Consider the following 12174-nt stretch of genomic DNA (forward strand, 5'->3'; position numbering starts at 1 on the left):
CCCCGACAGTGTGGTTCCCGCCGGCGCCCAGCCGAGTCGGCTGCAGACCGGCCAGTCGGTGTCAGTGGCTGCCCCTACTGACGCCGACAGGCTCTGCGAAACCGTCAACGATTGGATCCGCCACAGTGGTGCCTCGCCCGGTGCGGACGGTGGGTGAGTCGGAGAGCCGCAAGTGGTTCGACCTGCTTGCCCAGGCGGTGCAGAACTGATCGGCGAGTGCGGCCGAGACCCCGCTGTGGTAGTCCTACATCATGTAGGACTACTGTGTGCTCGAGGAGCTGCCGCCCCTGTGAAGGGGCGCCTTGGTGTGTCGCCAGTCAGGATGGTCATCGGATCGGTGCCGCATCAACGTCGTCGGCACAGCGATCCGCAGCGTACGAGTGCACGACGTGAGCCCGGCAGCCCCGGAGGAAGCCCTGGCATCCGCTGAACCGCGGTCCGAGCGTGGAACACATACACACCGACACCTGCCTGGAGACCATGTGGTGACTGACACCCCGGCCGTGCAACCGTCCGAAGAGGTACTCATCAGTATCGTCCTGCCCGTCTACCAGGTGCAGGAGTATCTGCCGGAGTGCCTCGAATCGGTCCTCGGGGCGTCTCAGTCCTTTCAGGGTATTGAGGTCGTGGCCGTGGACGACTGTTCCCCCGACGCCAGCGGTGCCCTTCTCGACGAGTACGCGGCCCAGGACCAGCGGCTGCGCGTGGTCCACCTGCCGCAGAACGTCGGCCTCGGCCGAGCACGCAGCGAGGGACTGGCTCGGGCCCGTGGCGACTACGTGTGGTTCGCCGACAGCGACGACCGGCTGGCCGACGGGGCGCTCGCCGCGGTCGCAGAGCGTCTGAAGCGGACCGAGCCTGACGTGCTTCTCGTCGACCACGCCCTCCTCGACCCGGAGGGAGGCATCGAGCGCAATGTCCGTGCGCATCTGTTCCGCGACGCCCCCGAGACGTTCACGCTCGCGGAGCGCCCGGGCACCCTGGACCTCGTCATGACCGCGTGGAGCAGGGTGCTGCGCCGCGACTTCCTGCTCGGCCTGGACGTGGAGTTCGGGCACGGGTACTACGAGGACATCTCCGTCACCTACCCCGTCCTGCTCGCAGCGCGCCGCCTCAGCATGCTCGACCGTGTCTGCTACCACTACCGGCGCGGGCGGGAGGGAGCGATCACCAACACCTCCAGCCCGAAACACTTCGATCTCTTCGGCCAGTACGAGCGGATCTTCGCCTTCATCGACCGCGAGGCCGAGACCGCCGAGCCCTTCCGCAGGGCAGTGTTCGACCGGACCGTGCGACATGCGACGACGGTGCTCGCCACCCCCGGACTTGTGCCGGAGGACATGCGGCGCGAATTCTTCCGGCAGACGTCGGAACACTTCCGGAGGTTCCGGCCGCGCGACTACTCCCACCCGTCCGGGCTGCGCGGCCTGCAGTACCGGCTGGTGGAGCGGGGCGCGTACTCCGCGTACGCGGCCTTGGAACCGGTGAACCGGCTTCGTCTCGCACTTCGTACCGCCCTCGGCCGGGCGCGCCAAGCGGCACGGCGGGCACCCCGGCTCGGGGCAACGGCGCTGCGGCGGGCCTACTACCGTGCTTGTCTGCTGCTTCCCGTCGACGACAGCCTTGCCGTCTACGCCGCCTACTGGAACCGCAGTTACGCCTGCAACCCGGCAGCCGTCTTCGAGAAGGCCCGTGAACTCGCGCCCGGCATCCGCGGGGTGTGGGTGGTCGCCAAGGACAGGACGGGATCCATCCCGCCGGGTGTCGAGTACGTGGTGGACGGATCAGCACGGTGCCTGCGCACCATGGCGCGGGCCAAGTATCTGGTCAACAACGTCAACTTCTCTTATGAACTGCCCAAGCGACGCGGCGCGGTGCTGGTGCAGACACAGCACGGCACCCCCCTGAAGAAGATGGGAACCGACCTGCGGGACCACCCCGCAGCCGCACGCGGCATGAACTTCGACCGGCTGGTGGAGCAGTGCGGGCGATGGGACTTCCTGGTCTCGCCGAACCCGCACACCACCGAGGTGTTCACCAGGGTCTATCCCGGCAGCTACGAGGTACTCCAGACGGGCTATCCGCGCGTCGACCGGCTGGCCAACGCCTCGCTCGACCGGGTGAACCGTGTGCGGGACGAACTGGGCATCCCCCCTGGGCGGACCGCCGTCCTCTACGCGCCCACCCACCGCGACCACCAGGACCAGGCGGCGCCCCTGCTCGACGTGCAGTGGTTCGCCGATCAGCTCGGTGACGACCATGTCCTGCTGGTGCGTGCGCACTACTTCGACACCCCTCGGACCGTCCCGTCGCGGGGCGTCGTGGACGTCTCGTCCCACCCGTCGATCGAAGACCTGTGCATCGCTGCCGACGTGCTGATCACCGACTACTCCTCAGTGATGTTCGACTACGCCGCCCTGGACCGGCCGATCGTGATCTACGCGCCCGACTGGGAGGCGTACCGCCGCGCACGAGGCGTCTACTTCGACCTCCTCGCCGAGGCTCCCGGAGCGGTCGCCACCACGCAGCAGCAACTCGCCGAGGTCTTCCTCAGCGGCGAGTACGCGGGGCCGCACATGGCCGAGCGACGCTCTGGATTTCGGGCACGCTTCTGCCCCTACGACGACGGGCACGCGGCCGAACGCGTGGTGCGCCGTGTCTTCCTGGGAGAGCCGGCCAACAAGAACGAACCAGCACAGGCGGGCAGTTGACCTCGTCGCCACTCAGCTCCGCACGCGGCGTGCGAACCGTCCCGCGACAACGCGGCGCATCCCGGAAAGGCCATCCGCGATGCGCACGGCGAGGCAGCCACTGTTGGTGGCGTACGGCTGGAGCAACAGCACCCGTCCCCGACGGCCCATCCGCACCAGCCGCCTGAGGCCGGATCCCGCACGAAGCGGCCGCGTGGCCGACTCGCCGTCCCGGAAGGTCAGGGTCACCCAGGCGTCCCAGGTCGTGATCGTGCCGCCTTCACAGAGCGCCGCCATGTCCGCGGAGACGACGGCACGCCAGCCGTGTCCGCCTGGCTCGGCTTGCCACTCAGCCTCGTACCGGTGTGCCGCGCCCGTCACACGGTGCCGCAACTCGACGGTCGCCCGCTCCGGTCCGGCGTGCGCGGTCCTGCCGTAGAGGTCGGCCAGTCGTAGTTCGAGCACGAGCCGGCGACCCGCGCCCACGTTCCCGAGGACGTGGAAGGGCAGCAGCGCGACAGGGGTGTCGTCGAGACCGTCGAGCACGATCTCGTCCGTTCCGCCGGGGGTGGAATCCGCCTCGTCCCACAGCGGTCGCCGCGCGTCACCGGCGTACGGCGGTGTCAGCCGAGGCGGGTCGGCCGCCAACTCGGCCAGCCGCCCGATGTCCACGGCATTTCGCTCGCGTCCGAGCAGCACCTCGGTGCGCCAACGGGCAGCGGGAGTGGCCCGGCGTGCGGCCTCCGCCTCGAAGGCGCCCACGTGCTCGCGGGCGATCCGCCACCAGGCGTCCTGGTACTCCGGCGTCCGCTGCGGCAGTTCGCTCAGGTAGACGGCGAGATCGAACTCAAGGAATTTCGTCTGCGCGGCGATCAGCAGATCCTGGTCGCCGCTGTCCCGCATGATCTCCAGCACCTGCTGATGGGCGGTGACCCGGTCCCGCCAGTTCTGGATCCGGTCCCGGCGCAGCGAGATCGAAGCCCGGCCGGTGCCATAGCGCACATGCCAGATGTAGACGGTTTCGGGAGTGACGGCGAAGCGCGGCCCTGCCGCGTACACACGCGCGGTGAACACGAAGTCCTCGTAGTGCGCCGCGCCGTCGGGGAAACGGATCCGCCGGGACACCAGGAAGTCACGGCGGTAGATCTTGTTCACCGACAGCGTGTCCCACAGCGTCTGCGGGCGCCCGGCCACCCCGTTGTGCACCGACTCGGTCGTGAACAACCCCTCCTGCCAGGGGATTTCACGCCCACCGGGCAGCTCGCGCCGAACGCACAGGCCTGCCGCCACATCGGCGCCGTGCCGGAGTGCGACGGCGAGGAGCGTGTCCACAGCCTTCGGCGGAAGCACATCGTCGCTGTCGAGGAAGACGAGCCACGGGTGGCGGGCCGCGTCGATACCGTCGTTGCGCGGGGTGCCGCAGCCGCCGCTGTTGACCGCACGGCGTACGACGCGCACGCGCGGCTCGGCGGCTGCGAGCTCGCCCAGTATGCGAGGTGTGTCGTCGGTGGAAGCGTCGTCCACGACGACGACCTCGCCGACCGCATCGCCTTGTGCGAGCGCCGAGGCCACCGCCTCCGCAACGTGCTCCGCGTCGTTGTAGGCGATGACCACCACCGTCACCGCCCCGTCGTTCGCGCTGGACAACTCTGCTCCTGTTCGTGCGGTCGTGACAGGCACCCTGCGCCGTTGATGGAGCGGAGGACCCGGTGGGCGGCACCCGATGAACTCCTACATTATGTAGGACTGGGCTGATGGGTGCCGGCACCATGTGCGGCACGGTGCAGGGCAGGCCTCCCCAGAACCGCTCCTACGGTGCTTCGGCGGACGCCCGAGTGAAACACACCACGGCCAAGTCCGTAGGCACGGGCGACCCCGACGGGTAGGTTCCCACGGCCGGTGTCCACGAGGACGAGCCCTGTGGACGCCTTTTGATCGCGGATAGCCCGTCAAGCCCTCCTCCCAGGAGAGAACACCAGAAATGTCTGCACAAGAACCTGCGCACCACCCACCCCAGCGCGTCGGCGTGGTGGCCGAGTCCGTCTCCGGTGAGACGCGTGTCGCGGCGACGCCGGCGACCGTACGTCAGCTGCTGGGTCTCGGCTACGAGGTCGTGGTGGAGTCCGAGGCCGGCGCGGCGTCCGGCTTCAGTGACCAGGCCTACCTCGATGTCGGCGCGGAGATCGGCGAGGCCTGGGACGCGGATGTCGTCCTGAAGGTGAACTCCCCCTCCGACGCGGAGATCACCCGGCTCCGGCAGGGCACGACAGTGGTCGCCCTGCTGACGCCGGCACAAAAGCCCGAACTGCTTCACACACTCGCCGATGCCGGGGTGACCGCTCTGGCGCTGGACGCGGTGCCGCGCATCTCGCGCGCTCAGTCGATGGACGTGCTGTCGTCGATGGCGAACATCGCCGGGTACCGTGCGGTGATCGAGGCCGCGCACGTCTTCGGCCGGTTCTTCACCGGACAGGTCACCGCGGCGGGCAAGGTGCCACCGGCGAAGGTGCTGGTCGCCGGCGCGGGCGTGGCCGGCCTCGCGGCGATCGGTGCGGCGTCCAACCTCGGCGCGATCGTGCGGGCGACCGACCCGCGGCCCGAGGTCGCGGATCAGGTGAAGTCGCTGGGCGGCGAGTACCTCCCGGTGCACGCCGCCCAGGAGACGAGCACCGACGGCTACGCCAAGGCGACCTCCGCCGACTATGACCGTGCCGCCGCCGAGCTCTACCACGAGCAGGCGGCGGACGTGGACATCGTGATCACCACCGCGCTGATCCCGGGCCGGCCGGCGCCGCGCCTGCTGACGGCCAGGAACGTGGCGGCCATGAAGCCGGGCAGCGTCGTCGTCGACATGGCCGCCGCCCAGGGCGGCAACGTCGAGGGCACCGTGCCCGGGCGTGCGGTCGTCACCGACAACGGCGTCACCATCATCGGCTACACCGACCTCGCCTCCCGGCTGCCCGCCCAGGCCTCGCAGCTGTTCGGCACGAACCTGGTGAATCTGCTGAGGCTGCTCACCCCCGGCAAGGACGGGCGGCTGGCGATCGACTTCGACGACGTCGTACAGCGGGCCGTGACCGTGGTGCGCGACGGCGACGTCACCTGGCCGCCGCCGCCCGTGGCGGTCTCGGCCGCGCCCGCCGTACAGCCGGAGACAAGGCTTGCCGAGCCCGAGCCGAAGCGGCCGAGGCCGACATCTGCGGGACGCTTCGGCCTGATCGGGCTCGGCATGCTCGCCATGTTCCTGCTGATGGCCTTCGCCCCCGCCCAACTCGCGGGAAACTTCACGGTCTTCGCCCTGGCGGTGGTGATCGGCTACTACGTCATCGGCAAGGTGCACCACGCGCTGCACACGCCGCTGATGTCGGTGACCAACGCGATCTCCGGGATCGTCGTGATCGGCGCCCTGCTGCAGATCGGGCACGAGAACCGGATCGTCACCGCGTTGTCCTTCGTGGCGGTCCTGCTGACGAGCGTGAACATCTTCGGAGGTTTCGCCGTCACCCGCCGCATGCTGTCCATGTTCTCGAAAGGCTGAGCCGAGATGACCTCACTGACGGCCTCCCACGCTGCCGACCTGGTCGCCGCCCTGTTGTTCATCCTCAGCCTGGCCGGCCTGTCCCAGCACCGCACCTCCCGCGCCGGCATCGTCTACGGCATCGCCGGGATGGTCCTCGCACTGGTCGCCACCGTCGTGGTGGCCGCGCAGAGCATCACCGCCGGGGCGGTGGCCCTGATCGTGCTGGCCATGGCGCTCGGCGCGGCGATCGGCCTGTGGCGGGCCCGCCGCGTCGAGATGACGCAGATGCCGGAACTGATCGCGGTGCTGCACAGCTTCGTCGGCCTTGCCGCGGTGCTGGTGGGCTGGAACAGCTACCTGGAGGTGGAGGCGCACGGCACGGCGCAGACCCGGATCGGCGCCGACCTGCTGGGCATCCACCATGCCGAGGTGTTCGTCGGCATCTTCATCGGCGCGGTCACCTTCACCGGCTCGATCGTCGCGTTCCTGAAGCTCTCGGCGCGCATCAAGTCCCGTCCGCTGATGCTGCCGGGCAAGAACGCGCTGAACCTCGGCGCGCTCGGCGCATTCGTCGCGCTGACCGTCTGGTTCACGATCAGCCCGAACCTGCCGCTGATGATCGCGGTCACCGCGCTGGCGCTGGCCCTCGGCTGGCACCTGGTCGCCTCGATCGGCGGCGGCGACATGCCCGTCGTCGTCTCCATGCTGAACAGCTACTCGGGCTGGGCGGCGGCCGCGGCCGGCTTCCTGCTCGACAACAACCTGCTCATCGTCACGGGCGCGCTGGTGGGCTCCTCCGGCGCCTACCTGTCCTACATCATGTGCAAGGCGATGAACCGGTCCTTCATCTCCGTCATCGCGGGCGGTTTCGGCATCGAGGCCCCCACGGGCAGGGGCGAGGAGCAGGGCGAGCACCGCGAGGTGCGGGCCGCGGAGGCGGCCGAGGCGCTCGCGCAGGCTCGCTCGGTGATCATCACCCCCGGCTACGGCATGGCCGTCGCCCAGGCCCAGCACCCGGTCGCGGAGCTGACGCGACAGCTGCGCGAGCGGGGCGTCGAGGTCCGCTTCGGCGTCCACCCCGTCGCAGGTCGCCTGCCCGGGCACATGAACGTGCTGCTGGCCGAGGCGAAGGTGCCGTACGACATCGTCCTGGAGATGGACGAGATCAACGACGACTTCGCCGACACCTCCATCGTGCTGGTCATCGGAGCGAACGACACCGTCAACCCGGCAGCGACCGAGGACCCGGCCAGCCCGATCGCCGGCATGCCGGTGCTGCGGGTCTGGGAGGCGGAACAGGTCATCGTCTTCAAGCGCTCCATGGCCTCCGGCTACGCGGGCGTGCAGAACCCGCTCTTCTTCCGCGAGAACAGCAGCATGCTCTTCGGCGACGCCAAGCAAAGCGTCGAGGAGATCCTGCGCGCGCTCAGCACCAACGGCAGCCATGGGGCGGCCCCGGTCGCGCGTCAGGCGACGGTGGCCGGCCGGTGAGCCGGTTCTGAGTTCGTTCGTCGTCCTGCCACCAGCGTCCGGACCGTCTCGATGGTTCAGCTGTTCGGGCATCCTGACGCCGCAGGCGGCGGCAGACATGGTGTCGGCCGCCGCCTGGTGGCAAGGGTTCATGTTCCTGTGCACGTGGAGTGACGTGGCGTCAGCTGGTCGCGCTGCCGAGACCCACTCGGCTGGGCGCGCAAGGGCTGCCCACCCAGGCTGGAGGGTGGCCGTGGGGTCAGTCGCCCTCCTCGGCGAGGGCAGCCAGTTCACGATCCACGGCGCGCTGGTGCTCCACCGCCTCATCACGGGCCTTGCGCGGACTCCAACGGCCGGCCATGACGAAGATGAACGGCAGGAAGATCACTTGCCCGGCGACACAGATCAGCCACCAGGTGCGCCACTGTTCGGGGCCCTGGGCGGCGGCGTTCTTCACCTGGGACCCGTAGCGTTGCAGCAGCGCCAACTGCGGCTGGGCCCTGCGCACGGTCGCCAGGTCGTCGTCCCCGACCTCGCGCGCCGCCTGAGCCGCCAGCGCCGGTGGGACTGCGGCCGGAGGATACGCCTCGAGTTCGGCGAAAAGCCGCGGGTGCGCGTCGATGATGGCCAGAGCGGGGGCGGCCTGGACGCTTGCGGCCTTTACCTGGGCGCCATGCTCGACCAGGGGCGTGGCCGACGTCACCACGACCGGGACGAACGCTGTGGAAACCGCGACCACCGCCCGGATGATCCATCCCCACACGGCCAGACCGGTCGCCGTGGCGGCCGGGTTCTGCTTCTCCACGGTCTCGGTGAAGCTCGCCATCCAGGGTGCGTAGGTGACGCCGGTGAGCACACCGATGGCGACGAACAGTGCGGCAAAGGTGTAGTAGCCGGTGCGCGGCTCCGTGGCGTGCAGGGCGAAGAGCGTGGTGACCACGATCGAACCGACGGCTCCGACGATCATGAACGGCTTGCGTACCTTCAGTTTGTCGGAGAGCAGCCCCGCCGCCACCAGTGCCACCGCGTTGGCCGCCCAGTACCAGTTGGCCAGCCCGTTGGTGCGCTGCTCGCTGTAGCCGAACGTCGCGGCGAAATAGACGACGAAGTTTCCTACGGCGCCGAAGTAGAGCAGGAGGAAGAGGCTGACGGCCGTGGCCGAGCCGACGACGTCCAGCCGCAGCATCTGCCGCCAGTGACCCGCGGCCGCCGTCCTCTGATTCGCGCCCTTGGCCCGCGCTTCGATGAGCGCACGGTCGCGGAGGCTGACCATGATCTGGTCACGCAGCCGAGGCGACAGCTCGCGCAGCCCCAGCAGCGCCAACATGAAGACGGCAAGCCCGGCCCAGCCGGAGTAGCGCAGCTCGTCCTGCCAGCCGGCGAAGGACAGGGTGCTGCTGGTGACGACGGTGACGACCAGGCTCCCGATGACCGGGCCCATGGTCCAGTAGCCCATCGCGGTGGCTCGGCCGAGCTGTGGAGAGAAGTCCCGGATCAGTGCCGGCGTGGCCACCAGCACGATGCCTTCGATGAAGCTGAGGCCGGCGAAGAGCACCAGGTAGGTGCCCTTGTCCGGGGCGTTGGGCAGGCCGAGGAGGCTGAGCAGGGCGGCGATGAGAAGCCCGTAGACCACCATGTTGGCCCGGCCCCAGCGGTCGGCGAGGCCCGCCACGAGCGAGGCGAAGGCGCCGACGGCGTTGCCGATGACGCTGACCCACACGAAGTAGCTGTAGGTCATGTGGAAGTGCGTGATGATCGACGTGGCGACCGCGTACTGCACGTAGAGGGCGTAGTACAGGACCACGGTGGTCAACACGACGATCGCCAGGTACGCCATCCGGCGTGAGGTGGCGGGATAGTGGTTCAACTCGCGGCGCCACAACCGGGCGGCCTGGTGGGGAGTTTCCGGCGTGCCGGTATCGGTCGGTCCGAGATCCGTGTCGTCGGGCGAAGCGGGCATGGCAGTCATGCGGCGGCTCCTGGGGTCGGGCCCATGGGCCCGGTGCGGTGGGTGCGGACGGTGCGCGCCTTGCGGTGCGGCGGGCACGAGCACTGTTCGGCCAGGTGGGCCGAACCCCTGGGGTCTCTGTGTCCCTTCGGGGAAGATGTGCGCAGACGCTAGTACCGACTGGTCGGTACGGCCTAGGGGTGTGCGTGGGGATACCGAAACGTGACCTTGCGCCCGGGGAGTTGTAGGGGCCGGGTGGATGACCTCGGGTCGCCAGGGCGCGCAGGACGATGGTGTCCCTAGGGCACGCGCACCTCGCCGGGATCGGCCGATGCCGCTGAGGGCCCCGTCCGTTCCTCCGCCGGTCGGAGCCGGGCCGGATCCTGAGCGAGAAGGGCATCACCGTTGAAGACCATCGCGGGACTCCGGGGTTGGGTGCGGATGCCGTCGACTCGGCGCGCCACTTCTACGAGATCAAGGCCCACGGCGGACTGCTACCACCCGAAGGCTCCGTGACCAGGGCCGAGTTCGTGCGTGCGATCAAGGAGGGCGAGAACTGCTCGCTCGTCGTCGCCTCGCACTTGGAGCACAACACCGGCACCCCCGCCCTCCTGGTCATCACAGATCCTCTGCGTTGCCTGCCAGCTCATCATCCGAGCACGGCGCGTCGTCAACCCGTGCAGCTGACGTCCGAGGCCTTCGTGTTCAACGACCGGTTCGGCTTCATCCGGGAGCACGGTGGCCGGATGATGAATGTCCTGAATGCCCGCATCCTTGGAGTACTCGCCGAGCGTGCAGTCCCCGCCCGCCCTGCGGGTGCGGGTGACCCGGCTGTCCAAGTGGTCTCCTTCGCCCCCGCCGCCGGCTATGCAGCGGCCGGCGCCGGTCTGCGGCCGACCACCCTGCGCATGTGCTCGCGGCCACGCCGGCACTGGTCGCATCCCGGCTGCGTCGCCGGGCGGGTCCCCATCCGCGCACCGGCGTGCCGGGGCTCCGGCCGTTGCCACGAGCCGGCGAACTCCTCAGGCGCACGGGCTGGTCCGGAAGCGAAGTGTGCGGGAGCGAGTGCCAAGGCCCGGGAGTTCCCCTGCGCGGCGGGAACAGCCGAGGTGGCCGGCGCTGTTGCACCAGCCGAGGAACTGGCGTCGTGCGGGCGGGGAAGCAGGGGGAGTAAAAGATCGTCCGCCCCGACGCGATCCGGGGCCCCGGGCCCGCGGTACGCCCCGGTCACCCGAAATCGCGGCGACCGCTTGTACGCCTGCCGCAGACTCGGACCGAGGTCTTTTCACACAGGAGGATATTTCATGCATGACAGGCCCTTGACGCTCATGGCGGTGCACGCCCACCCCGACGACGAGGCCACTGGCACGGGAGGTGTCCTCGCGCGGTACGCGGCGGAGGGCATCCGCACGGTCCTCGTGACGTGTACCGACGGTAGTTGCGGTGACGGGCCGGAGGGTGTCAAACCGGGCGATCCCGGGCACGATCCGGCAGCCGTCGCCTTGATGCGGCGCCACGAACTCGAGTCGAGTTGCGACATTCTGAAGGTCAGTCACCTGGAGATGCTGGGCTATGCCGACTCCGGGATGATGGGCTGGCCGGCCAACGACGCCCCCGGGTCCTTCTGGCGGACCCCCGTGGAGGAGGGCGCTGCCCGGCTCGCGGAACTCTTGCGCCGCTACCAACCCGATGTGGTCGTGACCTACGACGAGAACGGCTTCTACGGCCACCCCGACCACATCCAGGCAAACCGCATCACGATGACGGCGCTGGCGATGACCGCGCAGACGCCGAAGGTGTACTGGACGACGGCGCCCCGGTCGATGATGCAGCGATTCGGGGAGACCATGCGTGAGTTCGGTGCGGACTGGCAGGAGCCGGATCCGGCCGAGGCCGCCGCGATGGCCGAGATCGGACTCCCCGACGAGGAGATCACCACCTGGGTGGACACCACCGCGTTCGGCGGTCAGAAGTTCGATGCGCTGGCCGCGCACGCCAGTCAGGGCGAGAACATCTTCTTCCTCAAGATGGGCCAGAAAAGGTTCACCGAATTGATGGGCGTCGAGACCTTCGTACGTGTCCAGGACACCACCGGCGCCGCCGTGCCCGAGAACGACCTGTTCGCCGGACTGCGCTGATCCCTTGATCATCAGGGGGCCCTGCTCGGTAGCGTGGCTGTTACCGGACGGGCTGGTGGCCAGTGTCCATGCCGAGCCGCGGTCCGCCCCGCTCAGCCCGTCCCCGGAGCAGATGCGGGCTGCGGCTCTGCACAGACCAGCAGCGCCGGCGTGGTCCCACTTCGCGGCGACGAAACGGCGGTGCCGGCCGAGCAGGGTGCCTGGGTGATCGGGAAGTCATCGCGCCAGTGGCGCCGAGATACAAGGCCGGAGAGGGTGGCGAATCGCTCTCAACGCTTGCGCCGACGCCCGCCGCGGCCTGCCGCCGCTCCGGCAGCCGCGCCCGCGCCCGCCGTCGCCGCTCCCGCCTGCGGACCTGGCCGGTCGGCCGAGACCACCAGGGCGGCGAGCAGTGTGGTGACCGGGACG

The 12174-nt window shown here is 69.4% G+C and carries 7 protein-coding genes; 4 read left to right on the forward strand and 3 right to left on the reverse strand.

The genetic code is table 11. The features are described 5' to 3' along the window. Positions 1 to 485 precede the first annotated feature (485 nt). Positions 486 to 2711 (forward strand): bifunctional glycosyltransferase/CDP-glycerol:glycerophosphate glycerophosphotransferase, encoded by a 2226-nt coding sequence (locus LMU33_RS15600; protein WP_228620957.1) that lies wholly within the window; start codon positions 486 to 488, stop codon positions 2709 to 2711. Positions 2712 to 2723: 12 nt separating this feature from the next. On the opposite strand, the gene LMU33_RS15605 is transcribed toward LMU33_RS15600, so the two are convergent. Beyond that, the gene (locus LMU33_RS15605) at positions 2724 to 4337 is read right to left on the reverse strand and encodes a glycosyltransferase family 2 protein (protein WP_228620958.1); all 1614 of its coding nucleotides are present in this window, start codon (positions 4335 to 4337) and stop codon (positions 2724 to 2726) included. A gap of 334 nt (positions 4338 to 4671) precedes the next feature. Between LMU33_RS15605 and LMU33_RS15610 the strand changes: the two genes are divergently transcribed. After that, positions 4672 to 6228 carry a Re/Si-specific NAD(P)(+) transhydrogenase subunit alpha gene (locus LMU33_RS15610; protein WP_228620959.1) on the forward strand — a complete coding sequence of 519 codons (1557 nt, stop codon included), beginning with the start codon at positions 4672 to 4674 and terminating at the stop codon, positions 6226 to 6228. A 6-nt stretch (positions 6229 to 6234) separates the two neighbouring features. After that, positions 6235 to 7701 carry a Re/Si-specific NAD(P)(+) transhydrogenase subunit beta gene (pntB, locus tag LMU33_RS15615; RefSeq protein WP_228620960.1) on the forward strand — a complete coding sequence of 489 codons (1467 nt, stop codon included), beginning with the start codon at positions 6235 to 6237 and terminating at the stop codon, positions 7699 to 7701. A 238-nt stretch (positions 7702 to 7939) separates the two neighbouring features. Here the strand turns inward: pntB and LMU33_RS15620 are convergent, their stop codons facing one another. Continuing rightward, complete coding sequence (locus LMU33_RS15620; RefSeq protein WP_228620961.1) at positions 7940 to 9649, reverse strand: MFS transporter; 1710 nt, start codon at positions 9647 to 9649, stop codon at positions 7940 to 7942. A gap of 473 nt (positions 9650 to 10122) precedes the next feature. Beyond that, a complete protein-coding gene (locus LMU33_RS15625) occupies positions 10123 to 10467 on the reverse strand; it encodes a hypothetical protein (protein WP_228620962.1) in 345 nt (114 codons plus the stop codon). Between the two features lie 465 nt (positions 10468 to 10932). Here LMU33_RS15625 and LMU33_RS15630 point away from each other — a divergent pair, with 465 nt between their 5' ends. Next, positions 10933 to 11766 carry a PIG-L family deacetylase gene (locus LMU33_RS15630; RefSeq protein WP_228620963.1) on the forward strand — a complete coding sequence of 278 codons (834 nt, stop codon included), beginning with the start codon at positions 10933 to 10935 and terminating at the stop codon, positions 11764 to 11766. Positions 11767 to 12174 lie beyond the last annotated feature (408 nt).

This window comes from Streptomyces barringtoniae, from assembly GCF_020819595.1.
GTDB classification, from domain to species: domain Bacteria; phylum Actinomycetota; class Actinomycetes; order Streptomycetales; family Streptomycetaceae; genus Streptomyces; species Streptomyces barringtoniae.

Excerpts from the sequence above, each read along its gene's own strand:
- pntB (WP_228620960.1), top strand. The coding sequence starts at position 6,235 with ATGACCTCACTGACGGCCTCCCACGCTGCCGACCTGGTCGCCGCCCTG.
- LMU33_RS15630 (WP_228620963.1), top strand. The coding sequence starts at position 10,933 with ATGCATGACAGGCCCTTGACGCTCATGGCGGTGCACGCCCACCCCGAC.
- LMU33_RS15620 (WP_228620961.1), bottom strand. The coding sequence starts at position 9,649 with ATGACTGCCATGCCCGCTTCGCCCGACGACACGGATCTCGGACCGACC.
- LMU33_RS15610 (WP_228620959.1), top strand. The coding sequence starts at position 4,672 with ATGTCTGCACAAGAACCTGCGCACCACCCACCCCAGCGCGTCGGCGTG.